Here is a 23,811-nt window from a genome sequence, read left to right on the forward strand (position 1 = left end):
CATTAACTGTGCTCTGCGTGAGGGCCACTCACCAGCGCTGGGCAAGGTGCAATTGCGGGCAGGTTCTGTCGTAGCTCGTCGGTCACCTGGATTCTGCGGGTCATGCGATTCAAGCTCGACAGGCTCGTTATTTTGCCGTTCGCCCGGCATAGCGCGGGAGCGGAATATGGTACGACTGCAGCGCCTTGGCTAACTGCGCGGGGGTGCCCACGTCACGAGCGCCCCAGTGAGCCATGAGCTTATTGGTGGTGCCCATCGTCCAGTTGTCGCGACGCTTCTCACCAATCACGCGCTCAGCTGGGGTTTGCCCTGCGAGCATCTCGGGATCGGTGTACTTGATGTCACCGTCACACTCGCCAAACGCGTTATATCCGAGCAGCTCAAAGTCCATATAGTAGAGCGACCCAGACGGCGCTCGCACCGGCACCTGTAGTTCGACCTCGTACCCCAATCGCAATAGTTGTAGCCTACTCACGCTCTCGAGCACGGACTCGGCTCTGGGGTCGGCGATAGCGAGAGTTCTCCGCAGGGTGGCGAGGCCGCGCCTGCGAGGTGACGCAGAGTCGATCAGAGCATCCATTTCACTGCGCCAACGTTGCTGTGCGCCTTCATCAAGGACTCGCCCCCGCATACTTGCTTCTCGTAGGGACTTGTCCAGGCAGCCAAGCAGCGTTTCTGCATTAGTACAGGTCGCGAGGTCAAAGAGAGTGCGCTGATGTGTCGTGCACCGGTACCCCGCCACACTTATCTCATGTGAAGCATCAATACTGAGCTGATGCCGCTGCACACTATTGCTTGTAGACGTGTACTCTTCACTCAAGATGTGAACATGCGAAGTCCGCAGATGCCACACAGGCAGACGCAGTAAGACTGCTGCTGAATAGTGTGAGAAGAGCGGTGGGGTCTTTGCGTTGCGATGCGCCGCTATCACCCGCGCAAGGTGGCGGCCTTCGGGATACCAGGAGTTCCACACGACTCCATCAACGAACCACCCCTGTGCGACCCGCACCGCTTTCCCCGTTTGCACCCACTCGCGCAACTGGCGCGGTGTAACCCCGCTGCCAAACAATCGTCGGGTGCTCCGAAGCGCGGCTTCAACCCGTCCAATGTGATCGGGAATGCTCATACTTCGAGTGTCGCCTAAGCTGCACGACTTTTGGGCCCGCCAATGAATTCTGTGGATAACTCGCGCGACCACTTTTCACACTCGGTATCGAAATGACGAGTCGGCCCGATAAATGCGCTTTTTCTATGCAGTCTCGTCGTTTCGATACCGTCTCGTGCGTGGCGCGGGCACAGGCACGGGCACGGGCACGGGCACGGGCACAGGCGCGGGCACGGGCACGGGCACAGGCGCGGGCACGGGCGCGGGCGCGGGCACGGGCACTGGCTACTCGGCGAGCAGCGCGAGCACGGCCGCGCCGTAGCGCTCGAGCTTGACCTGGCCGATACCCGAAATCGCGAGCAGCTGCTCGTCATTCGACGGCTGGTGCACCGCTAGAGCCGCGAGCGTCGCATCACCAAACACGACATACCCCGGAACCCCCTGCGTGCGCGCCTCGCCTGCCCGCCACGATCGCAACCGTTCAAACACCTCGAGCTGCGAAGGCGTCAGGTCGGCCGCGGCCGCCGACTGCTTGGATCCGGAGCTAGAGGAGCCCGACCCGCCAGCGCCTCGAGCCATACGCGAGCCGCGGCCGCCCCGGCCACCGCCAGCGCCGCCAGAACCGGCACGCGCAAGCACCTCCTCGCGCATGAACACCTGCTCCTCACCGCGCAGCACCGGCTTCGCGGCCTGCGTGGGCTCGAGCACGCCCCACTCGCCGCGGGCCTCGAGCAACTGGGCCGCGAGCATGTGCCGCACAACTCCGCGCCACTGCGCCACCGACCACTCCTTGCCGATGCCCCAGGTGGTGAGCTCGTCGAGCCGCATCTGGGTCGCGCGCTCCGACGCCACGCCGCGCAGCACATCGATGTGCTGGCCCGCCGCATACGTGCGCCCGCGCTCGCGCTGCGTGCGCAGCACGGTCGACAGCAGCATCTGCGCGGGCACGGTCGCGTCCCAGAGCTTGGGCGGGTTCAGGCAGACGTCGCAGTTGCCGCAAGCTCCGGATCTTTGGGCCGCGGCGCTGGGTGCTTCGGCGCTGGGTGCTTCGGCGCTGGGTGCTTCGGCGCTGGGTGCTTCGGCGCTGGGTGCGTCGGCGCGGCTCGCGGGATCGGGCGCTGGCGCGGCAGGCGCAGCAGCGCCCGCGGGATCCTGCCCGAAGTACCGCAACAAGAACGCGCGCCGGCAGTCGACCGTCTCGCACAGCGCCAGCATCTGGTTGAGGTGCCTCGTCTGATTGAGCTTCGTGGCTTGGTCGCCGTCGCCCGACTCGATCATCTGACGCTGCTGCACCACGTCTTGCAGGCCATACGCGAGCCACGCCTGCGACGGGAGCCCGTCACGGCCCGCGCGGCCAGTTTCTTGGTAGTATCCCTCGATCGATTTGGGCAGGTCGATGTGGGCGACGAACCGCACGTCGGGTTTATCGATGCCCATGCCAAACGCGATCGTCGCGACCACCACGACGCCGTCTTCACGCAAGAAGCGGGTCTGCGCTGCGAGCCGCTCGTGCGCGGGCAGCCCGGCGTGGTACGCGACCGCGTCAACCCCGGCCGCGACGAGCGCCGCCGCCGTCTGCTCGACCCGCTTGCGGCTGAGCGCGTATACGATACCCGCATCACCCGCATGCTCATCGCGCACAAACTGGATCAGCTGCGCGCGAGCGTTCAGCTTGGAGTCAATGCGGTAGCGAATGTTGGGGCGATCAAAACTCGACACAAAATGCCGTGCATCGCCCAGGTGTAACCGCTCGGTGATCTCGCGGTGCGTCTCGGGGGTCGCGGTCGCGGTGAGAGCGATGCGCGGAACATCTGGCCAGCGCTCTGCGAGCGCCCCGAGCCGCAGGTAGTCGGGGCGAAAATCGTGGCCCCACTGCGACACGCAGTGCGCCTCGTCGATCGCAAACAGCGCTATGCGCCCGCGCGCGAGCAGCTCGACCGTGCCCGGCGACGACAGCCGCTCGGGTGCCAGATACAGCAGGTCGAGGTCGCCGTGCACGTACGCTTCTTCGACCGCGCGGCGCTCGTCGAGGCTCATCGCCGAGTTTAAGGCTGCTGCCCGCACGCCCACCATGCGCAGCGCGGCCACCTGGTCGTGCATGAGCGCCACGAGCGGTGACAGCACGATGCCGGTGCCGGCACGTACGAGCGACGGCACCTGGTAACACATCGATTTGCCGCCGCCCGTGGGCATCAACACGACGGCGTCGCCGCCCGCCGCGACGTGCCGCACGATCTCTTCTTGGTCGCCGCGAAACGCGTCGTACCCAAACACCTCGGCGAGCACTTCGCGCGGCTCGCGCCCCTCGTGCGGGCCGGGGCGCTGTGCACTGTGGGCCAGCGCGGGCTGGGCGGGTTGGGCTGCTATTGCTCCGGATCTTCCCGCATACGGGTCACTCCCGGCCCACGGATCGTCACCGTACGGGTCGCCACCCGCATACGGGTCGCCCCCGGCCCACGGATCGTCGCCATACGGGTCACCCACCGTGCCGGTCACGTGCGCTACTTCTGTGCCGAGCTATCGGCTGAGTCGTCTGCGTCGCCGCGATCCGGAGCAGCGTCTGAAGCCACAGCGCCCGAAGCCTCAGAACCGGCAGTCCCAGCATCGGCGGCCACAGAACCGTCGGCCACAGCACCGTCAGACCCGGCAGCCTCAGCCTGCTCAGCGAGCTCGGCCTCGATCTGCTCGCGCACATCTTGGCGGTAGGCGTTCGTGCGCAGCGTGCGCACGAGCAAGAAGCCGAGTCCGATGACGGCGAGCGCGAGCAGACCCGTCATCAGAAAGCCCTCGATGCCGGGCGACACCTTGTCGGGGTTGAACTCGGTTGTTGCGCCGTCGGCGGCGCCGGACGCCCCGCTCGCTCCCCCGGTGGTTCCCTCGGCAAAACGCACCGCGAGATCTACAGCACTGGTCCACACGTTCACGCGTGTGCCTCCTCAATTCCCTGAAACAGATCGGCCTCAAACTCGCTCGTCGCAACGCGCGACGCGGCGAGTCGGTAGTCCTCAAACGGCCACGCCTCACGCTGGAGGTCGATGGGCCAAAAGAAGAACGTGCTGTCGGGCGCGACTTGGCTCTCGTGCGCCTTCAGCGCTTCATCGCGCTTCTCAAAGAATCTGCCGACGTTGACCTGGGCGGTGCCGCGGTAGGGGCGACGCGACATCCACTCGCGCAACTCTTCAAACTGGCCGATGAGCGGCGAATTCGCGTCGTTGTCGAGCAGCCACTGGTAGACCGTGTTGACGCGTTTCGCGTTGAAGATCTCTTCGTAGTACATCTTCGACATCTGCCAGGGCTCGCCCGCCTCGGGGTACGCCTCGGGGTCGCCCGCGGTCTGCCACGCGATCTTGCTGATGTCGTGGCAGCGAATGTGATCGGGGTGCGGGTAGCCGCCCTGCTCGTTGTACGTGATCATGACGTGCGGTTTGAACTCGCGCACAATGCGCACGAGCGCTTCTGCCGACACCTCGGCGGGGATATCTGCGAACGATCCCTTCGGCACCGCCACGCCCTCGGGCGGCAGACCTGAGTCTTGATACCCCAGCCAGCGGTGCTCAAACCCGATGATCTCGCGTGCGCGATCCATCTCGTCCCGGCGCAGGCCCGACAGGTCGCGGCGGCTCTTGGGGTTGCGTGCGACGAGCTCGTTGAGCACGTCGCCGCGCTCACCACCCGTGCAGCTGACGATCATCACCTCGAAACCCTCGTCGAGATAGTGCGCGTAGGTCGCAGCGCCCTTGCTGGATTCGTCGTCGGGGTGTGCGTGTACAGCGATCAACCTCAGCGCCATGCGAGTCCTCTCACAATTACTTCCCGGTCCTTCCAGCTACGCTGGCCTAAGCGAACAGTTTACCCAGCACAGATCGGAGCCTCCCGTGTCACCGGCAGATCCCGCACACATTGGCTCGGCGACCCAGGCTCCCCGCGGGGCTGCAGGCGAGGCCGCGACGCCCTCTGAATCTGGCGCGGGTCTTAGCGCGGGTGCTGACGTCGGTACTATCGCGGAATCTGGCGTCGGAACTGGCGCGGGTCCCGTCGATGATCCGGATCTCGCCCCCACCCCGACCGCTGCGCCCGTCGACCGCGCGACCCAGCAGGTGCTCGAGAACCGCTACGGTTCAAGCAAACGCCGCAGCTTCGACCGCCGGTTCGCGTACGGCATCGCGGGGGCACTCGTCGTCGCCGGTCTCGGTTTCCTGTTCTTTAGCGGGTGGCAGACAGCGAACCAGGTGTCATGGCAAGACATCGGGTACACCAACGTTTCTGACCGTGAACTCGACGTAAAGTTTGAGATCACCGCCCCCGTCGACACTCCGGTCGCGTGTGCGGTCGAGGCGATCAGCTCGTCGAAGGGCACCGTCGGCTGGAACATCGTTGAGGTGCCGCCGAGCAAGGAGCTCACGCACACCATCACCACACGGCTTGTCATCGCGAACGAGGCGGTCGCTGCGACCGCGCGCGAGTGCTGGGTCGTCACCTACGCGGGCTAACCCGCAGCGGCGCTCGCGCCGGCGCGGCGCAAGCGGCGCGGCGCAAGCGGCGCGGCGCAAGCGGCGCGGCGCAAGCGGCGCGGCGCACGAGTCGGTATCGAAATGACGAGCCGGTATCGAAATGACGTATTTATCGGGCCGACTCGTCGTTTCGATGCCGTTTCGTGCTGCCAGGCCCGGTGCCAACGCCAACGCCCAGCGCCAGCGCCAACGCCAGCGCCAGCGCCCAACGCCCAGCGCCAGCGCCAACGCCAGGCCCAGCGCCAGCGCGCCAACGCCCAGCGCCAGTACCAGCGCACCAGTTTCTAGGCAGCCACTCGGCCTACCCTGCTAATCTGTAAGGGCGCCCCGCATCGTCGGGGCGTATCTATTACCCAGCGCGCTCGCGCGCTCACCGTCGCGCACCCCCGCGCGCAGTTACGTGAATCGAGGATCGACCATGGCCGAGCCCACCAAGACCTGGCTCACTCAGGATGCCTACGACCGCCTCAAGGGCGAGCTCGATGAGCTCACCGGGGCTGGCCGCAAAGAAATCGCAGCGCGCATCGAGGCCGCTCGCGAAGAGGGCGACCTCAAGGAGAACGGCGGTTACCACGCCGCGAAAGACGAGCAGGGCAAGATGGAGGCCCGCATCCGCGACCTCGCTGAGCTACTCAAGCGCGCCGAGGTCGGCGAGGCCCCCGAGGCCGCCGGTATCGTCGAGATTGGCACCATCGTCACCGCAGAAGTGTGGGGCGACAAGGAGCGTTTTCTGCTCGGCAGCCGCGAGCTCGCCGACGGCTCGGACCTCGACGTGTACAGCGCCGAGAGCCCCCTGGGCGCTGCGATTCTCGGCCGCAAGATCGGCGACGAGCTCAGCTACCCCGCCCCCAACGGCAACCAGATCTCGGTGAAGATCCTCGCGGTCGACACCTACGCTGGCTAAGGTTCTAGGCCTACGCTCCGGATCTTTGGGCCCGGGCGCTGCTTTGTTGCAGCGCCCGGGCCCAAAGTGTTCTCGAGGCCTCAAACACGCCTGAATTGCACACTATTCTGCGCAAACTCTTGAGTGCGCAGAATAGTGTGCGCAAGATAGTGTGCACATGATCCTGCGCCGCGGGAGGGAGTCGCAAGTTCATTCATTCGTCAAGAACATTTGCCAGTTTTGTGCGCGCTCGACGAATCCAAAGCGGAATGACTCAAGCGGAGCTCGGGTCGCGCGCTGGCATGAGTCGCAGGTGGGTCCAAGAGCTCGAATCAGGCAAGCTCGTGCCTTCCCTAGAGGCAACGCTCAACGTCGCGGCAGTGTTTGGCTACGAACTACACTTCGAGCCGATGCAAAGCAGCCCGCTTCTAGACGCCCTGCTTGAGGACCTGTCCTGACCGTACAGACGCGGGCGCTAAGGCCCGTGTTTTACGATCGAGTGTACGAGCCGTTCTACTGAAAGGGAGCCTGCGCCCATGTCTGAGACCTCACTTCCAAGCGAGATGCGCGCCGTCGAGTTCGCGGGCGCAGGCGGCCCCGATGTGGTGCGCGTGACCACAATGGCGACGCCTAAGCCCGGGCCGGGTGAGGTGCTCATACGGGTCGCGGCCGCGGGCCTCAACCGCGCCGATGCCGCACAGCGGCAGGGCGTCTACCCGCCGCCGCCCGGCGCGAGCGAAGTGCCCGGTCTCGAAGTCTCGGGCGTCATCGTCGCACACGGTGGCCCGAGCGCAAGCGCGGTCGCAAGCGAGAACACAAGCGCAGTCGCAAGCACCAGCACCAGCACCAGCACCAGCACCAGCGCTCAACCCGTGTGGCCGGTGGGCACCGAGGTGTGCGCGCTGCTCGCCAGCGGAGGCTACGCCGAATACGCCGTCGCACCCGTGTCGCAGCTACTCGAGGTGCCCGCGGGCACGTCGCTCGTGAACGCTGCGGCGCTGCCCGAAGTCGCGGCCACCGTCGTCTCAAACCTCAACCTCACCGCCACCGTCAAGGCCGGCGACTGGGTGCTCGTGCACGGCGGCTCGGGCGGTATCGGCACCTTCGCGCTGCAGTACCTGGCCGCCTCGGGCGCACGCACCATCGCGACCGGATCGACCGACGAGAAGCTGGCGTGGGCGCGCGACCACGGCGCGCTTCACACGATCAACTACCGCACCGAATCGTTTGCCGAGCGCACACACGAGATCACGGGCGGCCACGGGGCCGACGTGATTCTCGACGTGGTGGGAGCGAAATACCTACCGCAAAACGTGCAGGCGCTCGCGACAGGCGGCCGGCTCGTCGTCATTGGCCTGGGCGGCGGCCGTGTCGGCGAACTCGACTTGGGTGCACTGCTCACCAAGCGGGCGGGCGTCTTTGCGATGTCGCTGCGGGCGCGCCCGCTCGCCGAGAAGGCTGAGATCATCGCGCAGGTGCGCGAGCGGGTGTGGCCGCTCGTGGAGGCTGCAAAACTGCAGGTGCCCGTCGACCGCACGTTCACACTGGCCGAGGCCCGCGCGGCTCACACGTACTTCGACTCGGGCGAGCACCGCGGCAAGGTGCTTCTTACGATGTAGCGCGCTCGGCCCACATGTCGTAACCGAGTTTGACGACGAGCACGGCCACCACGAGCAGAAACAGTACGCGCACAAACTTGGCGCCCTTCGCGATCGCCATGCGCGCACCGATAAAGCTGCCCGCGATATTGGCGAGCGCCATCGCTAACCCGAGCGGCCACAGCACCGCGCCCAGCGGAATGAAGAACAAGAGCGCCCCCACGTTCGTCGCCAGGTTGACGATCTTGGCCTGCGCGCTCGACTGTAGAAAGTCGTAACCGAGCAGCCCCACGAGCGCGATCACCAAAAACACGCCGGTGCCAGGCCCGAGCACGCCGTCGTAAAACCCGATCGCAGCGCCCGCAGCAGACGCGATCATCGTGTGCTTCGACCCGCGGTGCTTGAGACGTGTGACGGCGCCGAGCGCTGGCTTAAATAGCGTGATGAGCGCCACGGCGACCAGTGCGCACACGATGATCGGTTTGAACAGGTGGGCGGGCAGCGCCGAAGCGACAGAGGCGCCCGCAAAAGATCCGGCGAGAGCGATGACCGCCATGGGCCAGGTGCGTCGCAGGCTCGGTTTCACCGCGCGGTAGTAGGTGACGCTGCTCGTCGCGGTGCCAAACACCGAAGCGAGCTTATTGGTCGCAAGTGCCTGCACCGGGGTCACACCCGGGGCGAGCAGCAGCGCCGGCAGCTGCAGTAGGCCGCCGCCGCCCACGACCGCGTCGACCCAGCCCGCCGCGAAACCGGCCGCGATGAGCAACGCGATGACCGTCCAGTCTGCCTCGGCGGGCAGAAACTGGACGGTCTGGGCGATCACAGGCGCACTCGCATCTAGCGCTCCCCCTGCACCGCGATTACCTCGGTGACCGTGCCTTCGACGAGGCGCGGGTCACCCGGCTGCACGGGAACAGTGGTGGTGGGAGTGCCGCCCGTGGACTTGGGGCCGCGGTGTGTGCGCCCCTCGAGCCACTTCGCGATGCCCGACAGGATGAGGCACATCAGAATGTAGATGCCGCCGATGACGAACGCCGACGGCAAAAGCGGCCGCCCAAACTGCACGTTGCTGCTGAGCTGCTTCGCCAAATACAGCAGCTCGGGGTATGTGATGATGAACCCGAGGGCGGTGTCTTTCATCGTGACGACGAGCTGGGCCACGATCACGGGCAGCATCGCCCGCACCGCCTGAGGGAGCAGGATCAGGGCCATCACGCCGCTCTTGCGCAGGCCGATCGAATAGCCGGCCTCTTTCTGGCCGCGCGGCAGCGACTCAATGCCGGCGCGCAGAGCCTCGGCGAGCACCGACCCGTTGTAGACCACGAGCGCGATGACGACCGCCCAGTAGGGGTCCATCTTCACGCCCACCGACGGTAGACCGTAGTAGAGCAGCATCATCATCACGAGCACCGGCACCGCGCGAAACAGCTCGGTGACCGCCATGAACGGCACGCGCACCCAGCGGTGGTCAGACAGCCGCCCGATCGCGAGCGCGAAACCGACGACGAGGCTCAGCACCGCTGCAAGCCCGAAGGCCGCAAGGGTTTTGCCGAGCGCTTGGAAAATCTGCGCCCAAATCGTCGAGTAGGTAAAGATGCCCCACTTTTGTGCTGAGAACTGGCCCGACAGCGCGAACCGGTAGATGATGAAGCCCAAGAGCGCGGCGACCACGATCACGGTCACGACCGCGAGCACACGGTTGCGCGCAATCGCCTTCGGCCCGGGGACGTCGTACAGAACAGAAGTCATCGCACGATCCTCCACTTCTTCTCAAGGCGGTTTTGTACGAAACTCAAGATGAACACGAGCACGACGAACACGAGCGCCACCCACAAGAGCACTTCCATCGGGTTACCGGGGCGGCCCGCCGCGTCGTTCACGGTGGCACGCAGCGCGGCGAGCTCTGACACTGAGAACCCTGCCGCGACGGTCGTGTTTTTGAGTAGTGCGATGAACACGCTCATCATGGGGGGCACGACCGAGCGAAACGCCTGTGGCAGCACCACGATGCCCATCACCTGCGTGAACGGCAGCCCGATCGCGCGGGCCGCTTCTGCCTGGCCCACCGGCACAGTGTTGATGCCCGCGCGCAGCACCTCTGCGACATAGGTCGCGGTGTAGATGCCGATCGCGAGGATTCCCAGCACGAGCGGGCTCATCTTGCCGAGCCCCAGCGCGGGGTACCCGAGTACGAAGAAGAAGAACACGAGCGTGAGCGGTGTGTTGCGAATGATGTTGACGTAGAGCGTGCCGACGGCCCGCGCGATGGGCACGGGTGAGACGCGCATTGCGCCCACCAGCACACCGAGCCCGAGCGCGAGCACGCCGCCCGCGAAGAACACGATCAACGTGTTCTTGATGGCGATACCCCAGAGGTCGAGGTTGCCGAAGATGACGTCCACCCGTCCTCCTCCTTACGCTTGTGTGGTCTTGAGACCTCGGCGGTCTTGAGACCGTGAGGTCAGTGTGCGGGGCGGGCAGCGCCCGCCCCGCAACTATGGGTTAGTACGCGTCAACCTCAGGCTGGGTCACCTTGATGCCTGAGTCGCCCAGGTTGTCGTCAAAGATCTGCTGCCAGGTCGCGTTGCCGTCGGTGAAGAGATCGTTGATGAACGCGCGCAGCACGTCGTCACCCTTGGGCAGGCCCACGCCGTACAGCTCCTCGGTCATGAGCGGACCGCTGGTGACCATCAGGTTCTCGGGATCCTGTGCGGCGTAGCCGATGAGGATCGCCTGGTCGGTGGTGACCGCGTCAACCTGACCGTTCACGAGGTTCTCAACGCAAGCCGAGTACAGGTCGAACTCTTGCGTCTTGATGCCCGGGAAGTTCTCCTTGATGTTCTGAATCGGCGTTGAGCCGGTCGCCGAGCACACGGTCTTGCCCTCGAGCTCGTCGAGCGACTGGTAGTCGGTGTCGCCCTGGCGCACGAGCAGGCCCTGGCCGGTGATGAAGTAGGGGCCCGCGAAGTCGATGTCTTCCTTGCGCTTATCGTTGATCGAGTAGGTGCCAACGTAGTAGTCGACGTCACCGTTGACGATGGCCTGCTCACGGTTGGCCGACGCGATCGGCTTGAACTCGATCTTGCTCTCGTCAAAGCCCAGCGCACCCGCGATCCAGCGCGAGATGTCGACGTCGAAGCCACTGCGTTCGCCGGTTACGTTGTCGAGGTAGCCGAGGCCAGGCTGGTCTTCCTTGACACCAATAACAACCTTGCCGCGCTCGACCATTTTGTCGAATGTGGGGCTGCCCTCAAGAGCGACGTCTTCGACGACCTCGGTCTCGGTGCCTGAGCCTTCGCTGCTGCCCGAGTCGCCGGGGGTGCCGCTGTTGCATCCCGTGAGCGTGAGCGCGGCCGCGGCGAGAAAGCCGACGGCGGCGAGAGTTTTCTTGAATCGCATGTTGCCATTCCTTTCGAGAGGTGAATCTGGGTGAAATGTAGCGAGTGCTCGGTGTGCGCGCGGCACGATCCGGCACGAATATTTAGTTGGTGATGAGCTTGGACAGGAAGTCTTTGGCGCGCGTCGTCTGCGGGTTCGTGAAGAACTCGTCGGGGGTGTTTTCCTCGACAATCTGGCCGTCGGCCATAAACACGACGCGGTCGGCAGCCTTGCGGGCGAAGCCCATCTCGTGGGTGACGACGATCATCGTCATGCCCTCCTTGGCGAGGCCGACCATCACGTCGAGCACCTCGTTGATCATCTCGGGGTCGAGCGCGCTTGTCGGCTCGTCGAACAGCATCACCTTGGGGTGCATGGCGAGCGACCGGGCGATCGCAACGCGCTGCTGCTGCCCGCCAGACAGCTGCGCCGGCAGCTTCGCGGCCTGCTTATCGACGCCCACGCGCGTGAGCAGCGCCATCGCCTCACGCTCGGCGTCGGCCTTGCTGAGCCCGCGCACCTTGATCGGCCCGAGCGTGACGTTTTCGAGAATCGTGAGGTGTGCGAACAGGTTGAACGACTGAAACACCATGCCCACTTCGGCGCGCAGCTTGGCGAGAGCTTTGCCCTCGGCTGGCAGCTCGCGGCCATCAACGCGAATCGACCCGCTCGTAATCGTCTCGAGACGGTTAATCGAGCGGCACAGCGTTGACTTGCCCGAGCCCGACGGCCCGATGATGACTACGGCCTCGCCCCGGTCGATCGAAAGATTAATGTCGGTGAGGGCCTGAAATTCGCCGTAGTGCTTTTGCACGTTCTCAACGACGACAAGCGGTTCGCTCGTACCCATCTGATCTCCACCTTAAGAATCATGATCTGTCGCGTGGTGCGCGAAGATGCACTGCCGGTCTGCTTGTCTGCTAACTTGCGACGACTCTTGGGTGGCGGCAATGGTGGCACTGGCACAGCTAGAGCTTTGAGTGCGGTCGAGCGTTCACCGTTGAATCGATCAGACCCCACCGTAGGGAGGGTGCACCCCAGGCGTCACGCCCCTTGGGCGTATCTTGAGACTCGCCTTGAGCGAATCTTGAGGTTCGCCCGCTTCGCACGCGAAAAGGGCGCAAGGGTGCAAGATCTCCCGTGCGCCCTTGCGCCTACAAAACGTTACAAGACGCTAACGACTGAAAAGCTTTGCTCGCCGGTAACGCTTTGAGCTCGCACTTGATAGGTGTATCGTCCGGTGTCAAGCGGCATGCCTCCTGGCAGGTTGACAGCCAGCGCATGCGACAGCGGAGTGCCCTTCGTGAGCCCCGGCGGGCGTCCTACTTCAAAACTGCCTTCGAGCCTCAGGAGAGGCACGCTACCACTCAAGTGGGCATCGTCAACAGCCGAAATCTGACCGTTTTCGTCTGTGACTAGAAGGTGTCCGTCTGCGTCTACTAGCTCTAAGGAAAAACTCTTGACTTCATTCGCTTCATGCCAATCCAGTTCAAACAAGATGGCAATGCTGTGAGCCGGCAACGGGGTAGGAACTGTCGTCCAACCCAAACCGATCGCATTGAGCTTTCCGCGTTCGTCGGTTTGGGCAAAATCCGCGGTGTAGACCGAGATCTTCACGCGACTGCCATTCCAGGGTTTGTAGCTTGCCCTGAACGCGCACTCTTCGGCCAGTGGCCAACAGCCCAAGGCGGTTCGTCAGCGAGTCTGAACTGCTCCGCCATATTCGCACCCGGCTCCCGAGAAGCTACGATCGAGGCACCAGAGATTTCGAGAAGTAAGTGTGGCTCATCATCGAGTGCAAACGCCACGGCCTCACGTGTCTGCGCACGCAACTCGTTGATGCTGTTGGCGGCGCTAGAGAAGCCAAGGAGTTCCGGTGATTCTGCCCACCAGGTTCCATCTTCGCGGTGGTAAACCACTGTTATTTGACGCATCTCACTCACCTCATTCCGAGAAGCGCTTCAACGCTACTCAAGTCTAGGCCAATATCCTTCATCAGAATCTTTCGCACAAGTCCTGGAGCAATTTCTTGCCCGTCATGAAACGCAAACAAGAGCGGTGGATACCCTTTCTTGCTTTTCATCTTCTTGTGAGAGCCCCGTTGAGAATCAACGTAGTAGCCGAGCTCACGCATGAGCAGGCGTTCTAGAACGCCCGCCTTCATCGATGGGAACGGCGGCATACTGTCGATCATTGCAGCTTCTATCGACTATTGAAATGATCATTTTTGACAACTGTGTGCCAGCGTGCCCGGCTAGCGGCGGGCTGCCCGGTAGTACTCGGTCGCGCCCGAGTGCAGCGGCACCGGCTCGGTGAAAATCGCCTGCCTGCGGTCAAGAAAGGCCGCCGCACGCACGCGCGTCGCGATCGCACCGCGCTCCTCGAAGAGCACCCCCAGCAGGTTCCGGATCAGCTCCTTCGGAGCCGCTTCTTGGGCAATGAGGTAGTTGGGCACCGACATCGTCGCGGTCTCGTGCTCGATGCCATAGGTGCCCGCCGCGAAGTCGGCGCTGCGGTAGACGCCCGCGTGGCCTTCGTTCACCCGGTCAACGATGTCGGGCGGCACTTCGAGCAGCCTGATCGGTAGGTCGTTTGCCAACTGCACGATGCCGGGCGTGGGCAACCCGCCCACCCAAAAGAAGCCGTCGATGTCGCCCGCTTCGAGCGCTGTGAGTGACGCGTCAAGCCCGAGCGCAGGCCCCGCTACCTCACTCGGATCCACGCCGGCCGCTTCGAGCAGACGCGTCGCGATCACGTGCACGCCAGAGTTTTCGGCGCCGAGCGACACGGTGTGGCCTCGCAGGTCTGCGAGCTCTCGCACGTCAGAGTCCTCAGGCACCACCACTTGCACGTGCTCGTCGTAGACACGGGCGAGCGCGGTGATCGGCAGTGGTTCGGTGAAAGCACCGACACCCGCGACGGCGTCGGCGGCGGTGTCGCCCTGCGCGAACCCGATGAGCGCCTGCCCAGAGTTCACGAGCAGCAGGTTGTCGACCGAACCCTGGGTTTGTGCGACTTGAATGTCGAGGCCGAGTGATTCTCGGGCGGCCCCTGCCAGCTCGTCGCCGTAGTTGTAGTAGACCCCCGCGCGGCCGCCGCCCGCGATCACGTATGAAGAGTCACCCGCGCCGGTTGGTTTACTCGAACCGGCTGAACCGTCTGCACCGGCTGAACCGGCTGAACCGGCGCTGCACCCCGTGAGCCCGACAGCCAGGCCCGCGAGCCCGACAAGCACCCCGAGTGCTGCGGCGAGCGCCCTGCCCGCGCGCCTCACGATTGCTTCCTGACGCGCAGCTCCACCGATGGCTCCGCAGTCAGCCCCGCTGACGACTCCGTGGGCGTCGCCACTCCCGCCAGGGGTAACCCAGCGGGCGGTGCCTCAGGCAGCTGCAGCGCCACCCGTAGCCCGCCTCCCTCGGGAGAGGTGACGAACACCCCGCCCCCGAGTGCCCGCAGGAGATCGTGGGCGATGGCGAGGCCGAGGCCTGATCCGGAGATATTTTGATCGCGCGAGCTGCGCCAGAACCGGTCGGTCGCGTGACCGATTTCGTCCTCGGTGAGGCCTGGGCCCCGGTCGCGCACTGACAGCTCGTAGCCAGCGCCCTCGGCACCCGCGCCTGCGGCACCGGCACCACCGACCCCCGGGGTGCTCACCGCGACCTCGATCGCGGTGCCGCGCGGTGCGAATTTGAGGGCGTTGTCGATGACGCCATCGAGCGCGCTCTCGACGGCGGTGCGGTCAGTGACGACGCGCCCCCAGGCAGCACCACCAACACCACCAGCACCACCAACACCACCAACACCACCCCCACCCACCTGCACCGTGATCGCGACGCCGCGCTCGCGGGCGACAGACTGCCAGGCGGCGGCCCGGTCGCGTGCCAGCACCGCGAGGTCGACGGGCGCGAGGGCCTCGTCGCGGCGTTGGGTGCGTGCCATGGTGAGCAGCGTATCGAGAATGCGTGCCATGCGCTGACCTTCTTCCCGGGTTTTTTCGACGTCGTCGTCCCAGGTTTCGTCGAGCCCCGTCGCGAGGTATTCGACGCGCAAGAGCAGCGCGCCGAGCGGGTTTCGTAGCTCGTGTGACGCGTTGAGCGCGAACTCCTGCTGCCGCGCGATCACACGTTCGATCTCGTCGGCCATGCTGTTGAACATGCGAATCATGCGCTGCATTTCGGGGGGACCAGTGTCGTCGTCGATGCGGGCGTCCATTTCGCCCTGCTCGATCGCGGCCATCGCGCTGTCGACGCGCAGCATCGGCTGCAGCACCCAGCGCACGAGCCGCAAGATCACGAACACGCACAAGATAATGAGCACGAGGCTCGCGGCGGCGAGCAGCAGCCACTGGTTAATCACGGCGGTGCGGGGGCCGTCAACCGGCGTCGAGATCACGACCGCCCCAATCACCCTGCCGTCTGAGAACACGGGCTCGACAACCGTCGCGGGCGCTAGCGCCCACGGCAGCACCGGCTGCACCGGCTCGCTGCGGCGCCCCGACAGGGCGAGATCGACCTGGTCGCTCACCTCGCTGGGCAAAGGCCCACGCGCCACAAACTCTGTTCCCGAGCGGTGATAGACCGCGACGCTTGCCCCGTACAGTTCGCTGTAGCGGGCCAGCTCGCCCGCGAGGCTCGCGGTGCTGTCGCTCTTGAGTGCCTGGCGCGCACTCACGAGAAAGTAGCTCAGGTCATCGACCTGCTGGCTCGTGAACTCCTGCGCGATGCTGCGCGCCGAGGTCCAGGCGAACGCCCCACCGAGCACCAGCAACAGGGCGACGAGCGGCGCCAAGAAGAGGGTGATGAGCCGGCCCCTCACCGTCACACCCCGGTCAGGCGGTAGCCCACGCCGCGTACTGTCGCAATGAGCCAATCGCGCTGAGTTTTGCGCCGGATCGATGCCACATGCACTTCGAGGGAGCGGTTGAACCCGGTCCAGTCGGTGCCCCACACCTCGCGAATGATGCGGTCGCGCGGCATCACCACGCCGGGGTACCTTGCGAGGATCGCGAGCACGTCGAACTCCTTGGGGGTGAGCTCGACGGGGGCGCCGTCGATGAGCACGAGCCTGTTGGTGAAGTCGACGTGCATGCCCTCGAGGGTGAGGCTCGACTCTGGGCCGTCATGGGTGGGCATGGCGCGACTGCGCCGCGTAACGGCTTCGAGCCGGGCCATGAGTTCGCGCACATCGTAGGGTTTCACGACGAAGTCGTCGGCGCCCGCGTGCAGACCCTTGATGCGTTCTTCGACCTGGCTGCGGGCGGTGGCGATGATAATGGGCACCCCCGAGACGCTGCGAATGCGGCGGCACACGTCGATGCCGTCGATGTCGGGTAAACCAAGATCGAGCAGCACTGCCTCGGTGTCGGCGCCGAGCAGCTCGAGCGCTTGCGCCCCGTTGGCGGCGCGTACGGTGGCGTAACCGGCGCGGCCGAGAAACGCGAGCAGCGCATCGGCCATACGGTCGTCGTCTTCGACCACCAGAATCTTCACGCGGGCTACTCCTTTGGGCATGCGACTAGTGCGCTCTCACCCTATCCCGTGTGCGCGGTGATGTGCGTGGGTGTGGTTACCCTGCCCTACTCAACCTTGGAAAGACTCAGAGAGCACAATCTCTATTGACATAATGCTTCGTTTGAACGAAGATATTTGCATGATTACGACGACGCTCGACGCCGCACAGACACTCGGTGTCACTCAGCGTCAAGTGCAGAACGCTGTCATGAACGGACTGCTGACAGGGCAGCGCATCGGTAACGCGCTCGCCGTTTACGAGCGTCAGGTCTTCGCGCTGCGCCGCATGAAGGTGTCGGGGCGACGATGGGACCGTGAGACCGTGGTCGCCGCACTGGATCTGCTCTCGCGTTCACCGGTCACGACACTCCAAGGATCACAGCTGAGCCGCTTGAAGGCCAAACTTCGCACCATGTCAGATGCCGAGCTTGCTGGCCGCGTGCTCGCAGGCAACGTCACCCTCTACCGGGCCAACGCAGAGCAGCAACGAAACATTGGATCGGCGCTCGCCGGGCAGACCGTCCTTGTTGGTGCTGGTACCTCCGTGATCGTCGACCAAGATGCCGACTACGCAGCCCAATCCCTCGGTCTGCACGCGGACCCTGAAGGAAATGTGGTGGCGCTCGATGGTAACGCGAAGCACGACGCGGTTATTGAGGCTTTGGCTTACACCGTTTATGGGTCTGCGCGTGAGCGCTCCGCAGGAAGCACGTGGCTCAAGACTCGGCGGTCAGAAGTGTTTGCCTCGCGATGACTGAGCGCCCAACCCTAACCCTCACTGACAACTTTCTCCGAAGTACGAAGCCTCCTGGCGAACCAGGGGTTCACTCTTGGTGAATCACAGAAGTATGCTTACCACTTCACCCGCGGGCGCGATGAGATCGACGTTATGGTCTCTGACAGATTCGCAGCCACTCGGCACCCCGCATACCTCCGACGTCCACTCTTCGGAGTACCCGGTGGCACGCGCGCCCTGCCGAGCACCTCCAATGTCGTTTTCCGCGATCAGGAAGGGAACGAAACCGCCGCGTTCTCCCTACCATCCTTACAAGGTGCATTCGCGCTGAAGGGCGCCGCTCAATTGGTAGACCAGAGAGATCGGGAACGCCATACCGAGGATGGCATTACGCTCCTGGCCTGCATCACCGATATCCAGGCAATCCGCGAAGGCCTCACACGTCGAAGCAGACGTCGCATCCGTGCACTATTGCGCGCTATCTCCGCCAATCGCGAGGCCTGGCTCACCCATGACCCAGCAACACAGATCCGAGCCCGGGCCAATCTCGCCGCAATGGAGGCCGCATTCGACGTCTCCGGAACCAATAATTCCTGGTCTGAAAGACTGGCGCAAGGAGGCTCGTAGTGCAAACTGCCCGTCGAGGTAGGCGTCTAGCTCAATCATCGCCCACCGACCCAAACTCCATGTTCATGGAGACCCCCAGAACCTCGAGGGTGTCCATCACCCGAAAGAGGACCGCCGATGAGCCGTCGCGCTCGAACCTCACCACCCATGCACGGTGTCTTCGTGTGTCATACATGACACAACAAGGAGTGTGTCATAGATGAGACAAGCCCGGTCAGCTTGAGGTCTCGTCTCGCCCACCCATCACATGCGCGTCGTGACAAGAGCTCCGTTGTCACAAAGTTTGTGGTGCACCGCGGTTGTTTGGGCTTTGGCACGGTCGTGATCTTGTGATTTCACAAATCTAGCGGGGACTATGGTGCCAGCAGATTCACGGTTGCTAGCGTCGGCGACAACGGCCGTTCAACCCCTAGAAACTGGTACCTCTATGGCGCACCCCACTCCCCCTATTACCAGACAGATTGGTGTCGCCGCACTATTTCTCGTGGCGGTCACAGCGGTCGCGGCCCTCGGTTCCATCGCCACGATTCCGCACACTGACGGCTGGTACGCCTCTGTTAATAAGGTGCCCTGGAGCCCACCCAACGCGGTGTTTGGCCCAGCTTGGACCGCGCTGTACGCGCTGATCGCGATCTCCGGGTTTCTCATCTGGCGGGCGGGGTATGCGGCGGCCGGGCAGCCGAGCCGTACTCAACACCAGTTGCGACTTTTCGCGGTGCAGCTCGTGCTCAACGGATTGTGGACACCACTGTTTTTCGCCAGCTATCCGCTCGTCGGCGCCATCGCTTGGTGGGCGGCGCTCGTCGTCATCGTGGCACTCATCGTCGTCGTCATTCGACTCATCGCGATCACCATGCCAATCTCACGCCCTGCGGCTTGGATGTTCGTGCCATACCTGCTGTGGCTGATCTTCGCCGCCTCGCTGAACGCTGGCATCATCGTCCTCAACTAATACAGAAAGTGGATCACATGAACGACACCAAACACCCCAGCAATGACAACAAAGACAACAAAGACAGCTCCGTCGCACAGGAGGACACCGTCGATGAGCCGGTGATGGACGGCGCGACCGACACGTTCAACGGCGACGAAGACCCGCGCAAGGGCATGTCGGACCCGGCGCTGATTCGCCACCCCGAAGAAGGCAATAGGACGGTCAACCCGTTCGAGTAGAGCCGAGTAGTGCGGCCGGGAACCGGCGCTCCCGGCCGCCAGCGGGCTCCCTACTCGTACATGCTGATGTTGATCGGGCCGGTGAGGTCGGGCGCTGGCGCCCTGAAACCGCGCGTCTTCATCAGCAAGTAGGCGACGCCCACCGCGAGCCAAGAGAACCCGATGATCATCGACACGGTGTCGAGGCTCGCCCACAGCCACACGTTAATCACGACGCCGATCGCGGGCACCACCACAAATCCGAGCCAGGCCCCCGCCCCGCGCCGCTTCAAGAACCTGAAGAACACGAAGATCACAGACAGGTTCACAAACGTGAACGCGATGAACGCACCAAAGTTGATCATCGAGGCGGCCTGGTCCAGGTCGACGAAGAGCCCGGTGAGGGCGATCAACGCGACGATCAACACGTTCGCGACGGGCACGCCCGTGCGCGGGTTGATCCGGCTGAAAAGCTGCTTGGGCAGTGCCCCATCGCGGCCCATCGCATAGAGCAGCCGGGCCGCGCTCATCTGTTGCGTGATGCCGCAGCCAAGCACGGCCATCATGTAGCCGCCTACGAAGATTGCTTGGAACGCGGCGCCGCCGATGTACTTCGCCATTTCGGGCGACGCTCCAACAACGTCGCCGAGCAGGCTGACGTCGGGAAACAGGGTCTGCATCACGTAGGTGACGGTGATGAAGAAGGCGCCGGCGACCGCGATGATGATGAAGATGGCGCGGGGAATGTCGCGCTCGGGTCGTTCGGCTTCTTCGGCGAGGGTCGACACCGCGTCGAAGCCGAGGAACGACAGGGCGAGGATCGCGGCGCCGGCGGTGATCGCAGCGGCCTGCACGTCGCTCGAGAAGAACGGCACCATCGTGAACTCGGCGCCGTTGGCGCCGCTGTTGATGTTCACGATCGTGAGCACCACGAAGACGACGGCGACGACAAGCTGAATACCGACGAGCAAAATGTTCATGCTCGCCGCGAGCTTCACACCCACGAGGTTCAGCACGGTGCAGACTGTGATCGTCAGCAGCACCCACACCCAGAACGGCACGTCGGGGAACACGGCGCCCACGTAGATCGCCGACAGAATCGCGTTGATCATGGGCAGCAGCAGGTAGTCAAGGGTTGCCACCCAGCCCACCAGAAACCCGAGGTGAGCGTTGATCGCCTCCTTCGCGTACGTGTACGCCGACCCCGCGATGGGAAAGAACCGCACCATGCGCGAATAGCTGAACGCCGTGAACAGCACCGCGACGATCACGACGAGGTAGGCGAGCGGCACGTGCCCGCCAGTCTCATCGGCGACGATGCCAAACATGTCGAACACCGCGAGCGGCGCCATGTAGGCGAGGCCGATGAAGACGAGGTGACGCAGCTTCAGCGTGCGCCTCAGTTGGCCCGGCTCGTGGGCGACTGCGTGCGCGATCTGGTCATCGCCCGCGGCGACTCCGGATCGAGTGGGCAAGGTAGACATGTTGACTTCTTTCACTTCGTTGTGCTGTGTCTGAGTGGAGTGGATGCTGCGACTCGCGAGCTCGCGCAGCATGACGGGAGGGGGGCGCCGCGCGAGCGACCTACTTCGTCATCCTGCGCGACGAAGGAGTCGCAGGATCCACTAGTGACTGTGGCTGTGTCCGTGGGGCTCGCCGCACGACTGGCCGACCCCCGCCGGATCCTGCATGCGGGCCGCCGCCGCAGCGCCACCCATCTCGCCGCGGGCGTCGTGAATCGCTCGCCCGCCGACGACCGTCAGGTCGACGTGCTGCTCGAGAATCTCGGCGGGCTCCATGCCGTAGAGGTCGCCCGACCAGACGACGATGTCGGCGAGCTTGCCGACGCTGAGCGTGCCGAGCGCGCCCTCGTGGTGAAACGCGTCGGCACCGCCCTTCGTGTACGCCTCGAGGGCGCGGTCGAGGTCGAGCCGCTCCCCCACGGTCCACGCGTCGGAGCCGTCGAGGCGGGCCCGAGTCATGGCACTGTAGATGCCGACGAGCGGGTCCATCTCGCCGACCTGCCAGTCGCTCGAGAAGGTGACGCGGGCGCCCGAGTCAATCATCGATTTGAAGCGCCAGGCGCGATCCCAGCGGGCCTCGCCCACGTTTTCCATCCAGGTACCGGCAACGAGATCGGGGGACGCGTGGCGGGGCTGCATCGCGGCGACAACGCCGAGCTGCTTGAAGCGTGCGAGATCCTGGGGTGCGAGGCACTCGATGTGCACGATGCCGTGGCGGGCGTCGCGGGCGCCGTTGGCCTTGAGCGCGGCCTCGATCGAGTCGAGCGTGAGTTGAATACCGAGGTCGCCGATGGCGTGGGTGTGCACCTGGTAGCCGAGGCGGTCGAGCTCGATGAACAGTTTCTTGAACTCGGTCGACTCGAGACTGGTGTGGCCGCGGTGGCCGGGTTTGTTCGCGTAGTCCTCGATCATGGCCGCGGTGTGCGGTTCGATCACGTCGTCGGCGTAGAGCTTCACGGGGCCGAGCTTGAAGCGCTCGTGCTGGGGCGTGTTCTTGATCGCGTCCGTGATGTTCGCACGGAAGTCGCCGTCGGCGCCCACCGGGTGGTAGATCGCGGCGATCGTGCGCGAAGTGAGCTTGCCCTCGCGCTCGGCGCGGGCAAACAGGTCGAGCTCGGCGAGCGGCACCTGCGGCTCGACCACCGTGGTGATGCCGAACCTGGCGGCCATGTCGAGGCTGTTGGTGATCTTGCGGTAGCGGCGATCGGGCGAGTACATGGGAATGTCGCGCTGCAGCTCGGCGAGGCCGTCGATCGTCATGGCGCGGGTGTAGAAGTCGGTGATCCACCCCGTGGGCTCCCCCGTCGCCGCGTCCTTCTCGGGATTGCCCCACGCGATCGGTGCACCGTTCAAAATACCGAGTTTGGCGAGCGCGGGGCGGTTGAGCCACACCGAGTGCTGGTCGTAAGTGGTGATGAAGACCGGGCGGTCGGTCACCCCCACCAGGTCATCAGCACACGGGCGGCGGCCCTCGACGACTGAGTAGAGCGCGTTCTCGGCGCAGATCCAGTCGAGCTCTGGGTGGCTCTCAGCGAACTCGGCGATGCGGGCTCGCACCACGTCGAGGCTCTGCACCTGGTCGAGGCTCACGGCGAGGTCGTCGTAGCCGAGCAGCAGGTGGTTGTGGGTGTCGGCGACGCCCGGGGTGAGCAGGCGCCCTTCGAGCTGCACCGTGTTGCGCGCCTCGGGGGCGTCGGTGGCCGAGCCGACGTAGGTGATCCGGTCGCCGGTGACGCCCAGCGCCTCGGCCCAGGGCTGAGCCGCGTCGAAGGTGCGAATGCGCCCGCCAGTAAAGAGGGTGTCGACTGCCATGTCTGCTCCTGTGTGTCTTGTCGTTCTGGTGATCGCGACGGTGCGCGACAAGTTCTTTGACTCTAGAGTAAATTAATTTACTCGAATGTCAAATAACCTTTGTCGCTCGGCCCAGCAACGGCAAGCAACTGGCATACTGGCTGCATGGCGAGACCCAGCACCCAGCACCAGCGACGCATCGAAGTGGTGCAGGCGGCCCTCGACGCGGCGGCGGATCGCGGCCTGCGCAAGCTCTCACTCACCGACGTCGCCAATCAGGCCGGCGTCACCCGCGGCGCATTGCTCTATTACTACGACGATCTCGACGCGATCTTGGTCGAGGCACACGCGGCCGGTATGGCTCGCGTCGGATCGGAGCGCGCGGCGCTCGTCGCCCGCGAGACTGGGGCGGCAGCAAAACTCGATGCCGCCATCACGGCGGGCCTACCAAGTGGGCCAGACGATGCGCTCATGCGGCTGCTTTACGAGTTCGATGTTCTCGCGGGCAAGTCGCCGCTGCACGACGAGCTCGTGCAGCGGCTCTACCAAGAACAGCTCGCGCTCTACCGCGGCATCCTGGCAGAGGGGGTCGAGGCCGGTGACTTCACGCTCACCGGCCCCATCGACGACATCGCAATGAACTTCGTCGCGCTCGAAGACGCATTTGGGCTGCACATCGTGGCGGGCGGCAGCATCACGGTCGCAGACGCCGAGCGCGCGATCCGGCTCTACGCCCAGCAGGCGGGGGCACCGCTCGCGTAGCTCGCCCAATTGAAGCAGTTGAAGCAGTAAGGGCACCCGGGAAGGACTGATTAACGTATCGGCGCGCGATAGCTAGGCTGCTCGGCTCTCCAGCCATTCAGCCAAGTAAGAGCAATCTTCTTTCTATGCACATCCACGTCTGTAGCGATGATGCGTTCTCGAATGCTTGACACCAGCACGAGATTCTCCTTAATGAGCGCTGCTACAAACGCGCGGTCCTTGTCTCGGTTCGCGA

Annotated in this window: 26 protein-coding genes; 9 read left to right on the plus strand and 17 right to left on the minus strand. The window is 64.5% G+C overall.

Annotation, left to right across the window (positions count from 1 at the left end; translation table 11 throughout):
- Positions 1-127: 127 nt before the first annotated feature.
- Positions 128-580, minus strand: a complete 453-nt coding sequence (locus ACXR2W_RS10080; protein ID WP_458814772.1) for a hypothetical protein — start codon at positions 578-580, stop codon at positions 128-130.
- Positions 581-1,238: 658 nt separating this feature from the next.
- On the opposite strand from ACXR2W_RS10080, the gene ACXR2W_RS10085 reads away from it, so the two are divergent.
- Positions 1,239-1,427, plus strand: a complete 189-nt coding sequence (locus ACXR2W_RS10085) for a hypothetical protein (protein ID WP_458814774.1) — start codon at positions 1,239-1,241, stop codon at positions 1,425-1,427.
- On the opposite strand, the gene ACXR2W_RS10090 is transcribed toward ACXR2W_RS10085, so the two are convergent.
- From ACXR2W_RS10090 to mca, 3 genes are read right to left on the minus strand one after another with little or no spacing between them, the layout of a single operon-like run.
- Entirely contained in the window at positions 1,391-3,601 is a 2,211-nt protein-coding gene (locus tag ACXR2W_RS10090; protein ID WP_458814776.1) for a RecQ family ATP-dependent DNA helicase, read from the minus strand. The genes ACXR2W_RS10085 and ACXR2W_RS10090 overlap by 37 nt on opposite strands.
- Before the next feature lie 5 nt (positions 3,602-3,606).
- A complete protein-coding gene (locus ACXR2W_RS10095; protein ID WP_458814778.1) occupies positions 3,607-4,029 on the minus strand; it encodes a hypothetical protein in 423 nt (140 codons plus the stop codon).
- Complete coding sequence (mca, locus tag ACXR2W_RS10100; RefSeq protein WP_458814780.1) at positions 4,026-4,895, minus strand: mycothiol conjugate amidase Mca; 870 nt, start codon at positions 4,893-4,895, stop codon at positions 4,026-4,028. Before mca ends, ACXR2W_RS10095 begins: the two co-directional genes overlap by 4 nt.
- 85 nt (positions 4,896-4,980) lie before the next feature.
- Here mca and ACXR2W_RS10105 point away from each other — a divergent pair, with 85 nt between their 5' ends.
- The 4 genes from ACXR2W_RS10105 (at position 4,981) to ACXR2W_RS10120 (ending at position 8,118) form a co-directional block, all read left to right on the plus strand.
- The gene (locus ACXR2W_RS10105; RefSeq protein ID WP_458814782.1) at positions 4,981-5,595 is read left to right on the plus strand and encodes a DUF4307 domain-containing protein; all 615 of its coding nucleotides are present in this window, start codon (positions 4,981-4,983) and stop codon (positions 5,593-5,595) included.
- A gap of 439 nt (positions 5,596-6,034) precedes the next feature.
- Positions 6,035-6,520 carry a transcription elongation factor GreA gene (gene greA, locus ACXR2W_RS10110; protein ID WP_458814784.1) on the plus strand — a complete coding sequence of 162 codons (486 nt, stop codon included), beginning with the start codon at positions 6,035-6,037 and terminating at the stop codon, positions 6,518-6,520.
- A 221-nt stretch (positions 6,521-6,741) separates the two neighbouring features.
- Positions 6,742-6,957, plus strand: a complete 216-nt coding sequence (locus ACXR2W_RS10115) for a helix-turn-helix domain-containing protein (RefSeq protein ID WP_458814786.1) — start codon at positions 6,742-6,744, stop codon at positions 6,955-6,957.
- A 105-nt stretch (positions 6,958-7,062) separates the two neighbouring features.
- Positions 7,063-8,118 (plus strand): NAD(P)H-quinone oxidoreductase, encoded by a 1,056-nt coding sequence (locus ACXR2W_RS10120; protein WP_458814945.1) that lies wholly within the window; start codon positions 7,063-7,065, stop codon positions 8,116-8,118.
- On the opposite strand, the gene ACXR2W_RS10125 is transcribed toward ACXR2W_RS10120, so the two are convergent.
- The 10 genes from ACXR2W_RS10125 to ACXR2W_RS10170 all read right to left on the minus strand — a co-directional run bounded on the left by ACXR2W_RS10125 (position 8,108) and on the right by ACXR2W_RS10170 (position 16,964).
- Positions 8,108-8,917 carry a sulfite exporter TauE/SafE family protein gene (locus ACXR2W_RS10125; protein ID WP_458814947.1) on the minus strand — a complete coding sequence of 270 codons (810 nt, stop codon included), beginning with the start codon at positions 8,915-8,917 and terminating at the stop codon, positions 8,108-8,110. The two genes, ACXR2W_RS10120 and ACXR2W_RS10125, sit on opposite strands and share 11 nt — an antisense overlap.
- A gap of 17 nt (positions 8,918-8,934) precedes the next feature.
- Entirely contained in the window at positions 8,935-9,846 is a 912-nt protein-coding gene (locus ACXR2W_RS10130; RefSeq protein ID WP_458814788.1) for an amino acid ABC transporter permease, read from the minus strand.
- Complete coding sequence (locus ACXR2W_RS10135; protein WP_458814790.1) at positions 9,843-10,499, minus strand: amino acid ABC transporter permease; 657 nt, start codon at positions 10,497-10,499, stop codon at positions 9,843-9,845. Before ACXR2W_RS10135 ends, ACXR2W_RS10130 begins: the two co-directional genes overlap by 4 nt.
- 100 nt (positions 10,500-10,599) lie before the next feature.
- Positions 10,600-11,496 (minus strand): glutamate ABC transporter substrate-binding protein, encoded by an 897-nt coding sequence (locus ACXR2W_RS10140; RefSeq protein ID WP_458814792.1) that lies wholly within the window; start codon positions 11,494-11,496, stop codon positions 10,600-10,602.
- A gap of 82 nt (positions 11,497-11,578) precedes the next feature.
- Positions 11,579-12,325, minus strand: coding sequence for an amino acid ABC transporter ATP-binding protein (locus tag ACXR2W_RS10145; RefSeq protein WP_458814794.1), 747 nt, complete (start codon positions 12,323-12,325; stop codon positions 11,579-11,581).
- Between the two features lie 314 nt (positions 12,326-12,639).
- Complete coding sequence (locus tag ACXR2W_RS10150; RefSeq protein WP_458814796.1) at positions 12,640-13,092, minus strand: DUF6941 family protein; 453 nt, start codon at positions 13,090-13,092, stop codon at positions 12,640-12,642.
- Positions 13,093-13,414: 322 nt separating this feature from the next.
- A complete protein-coding gene (locus ACXR2W_RS10155) occupies positions 13,415-13,669 on the minus strand; it encodes a type II toxin-antitoxin system HicA family toxin (protein ID WP_458814798.1) in 255 nt (84 codons plus the stop codon).
- Positions 13,670-13,729: 60 nt separating this feature from the next.
- Complete coding sequence (locus ACXR2W_RS10160; RefSeq protein WP_458814800.1) at positions 13,730-14,749, minus strand: TAXI family TRAP transporter solute-binding subunit; 1,020 nt, start codon at positions 14,747-14,749, stop codon at positions 13,730-13,732.
- A complete protein-coding gene (locus ACXR2W_RS10165; RefSeq protein ID WP_458814802.1) occupies positions 14,746-16,290 on the minus strand; it encodes a sensor histidine kinase in 1,545 nt (514 codons plus the stop codon). Before ACXR2W_RS10165 ends, ACXR2W_RS10160 begins: the two co-directional genes overlap by 4 nt.
- Before the next feature lie 2 nt (positions 16,291-16,292).
- Positions 16,293-16,964, minus strand: coding sequence for a response regulator transcription factor (locus ACXR2W_RS10170; protein ID WP_458814804.1), 672 nt, complete (start codon positions 16,962-16,964; stop codon positions 16,293-16,295).
- 160 nt (positions 16,965-17,124) lie between these two features.
- On the opposite strand from ACXR2W_RS10170, the gene ACXR2W_RS10175 reads away from it, so the two are divergent.
- Positions 17,125-17,739 (plus strand): hypothetical protein, encoded by a 615-nt coding sequence (locus tag ACXR2W_RS10175; RefSeq protein ID WP_458814806.1) that lies wholly within the window; start codon positions 17,125-17,127, stop codon positions 17,737-17,739.
- A gap of 640 nt (positions 17,740-18,379) precedes the next feature.
- Here ACXR2W_RS10175 and ACXR2W_RS10180 read toward each other — a convergent pair.
- The gene (locus ACXR2W_RS10180) at positions 18,380-18,523 is read right to left on the minus strand and encodes a hypothetical protein (protein WP_458814808.1); all 144 of its coding nucleotides are present in this window, start codon (positions 18,521-18,523) and stop codon (positions 18,380-18,382) included.
- Positions 18,524-18,775: 252 nt separating this feature from the next.
- Between ACXR2W_RS10180 and ACXR2W_RS10185 the strand changes: the two genes are divergently transcribed.
- Complete coding sequence (locus tag ACXR2W_RS10185; RefSeq protein ID WP_458814810.1) at positions 18,776-19,300, plus strand: TspO/MBR family protein; 525 nt, start codon at positions 18,776-18,778, stop codon at positions 19,298-19,300.
- A gap of 17 nt (positions 19,301-19,317) precedes the next feature.
- Positions 19,318-19,521 (plus strand): hypothetical protein, encoded by a 204-nt coding sequence (locus ACXR2W_RS10190; RefSeq protein ID WP_458814812.1) that lies wholly within the window; start codon positions 19,318-19,320, stop codon positions 19,519-19,521.
- A gap of 50 nt (positions 19,522-19,571) precedes the next feature.
- On the opposite strand, the gene ACXR2W_RS10195 is transcribed toward ACXR2W_RS10190, so the two are convergent.
- Both ACXR2W_RS10195 and ACXR2W_RS10200 read right to left on the minus strand, forming a co-directional pair.
- The gene (locus ACXR2W_RS10195; protein ID WP_458814814.1) at positions 19,572-20,984 is read right to left on the minus strand and encodes an APC family permease; all 1,413 of its coding nucleotides are present in this window, start codon (positions 20,982-20,984) and stop codon (positions 19,572-19,574) included.
- A 141-nt stretch (positions 20,985-21,125) separates the two neighbouring features.
- Positions 21,126-22,835 carry an amidohydrolase gene (locus ACXR2W_RS10200; RefSeq protein ID WP_458814816.1) on the minus strand — a complete coding sequence of 570 codons (1,710 nt, stop codon included), beginning with the start codon at positions 22,833-22,835 and terminating at the stop codon, positions 21,126-21,128.
- 144 nt (positions 22,836-22,979) lie between these two features.
- Between ACXR2W_RS10200 and ACXR2W_RS10205 the strand changes: the two genes are divergently transcribed.
- Positions 22,980-23,576: a TetR/AcrR family transcriptional regulator gene (locus tag ACXR2W_RS10205; protein ID WP_458814818.1), complete on the plus strand. Its 597-nt coding sequence runs from the start codon at positions 22,980-22,982 to the stop codon at positions 23,574-23,576.
- Positions 23,577-23,811: the final 235 nt, after the last annotated feature.

Source organism: Leucobacter faecis (genome assembly GCF_054456695.2).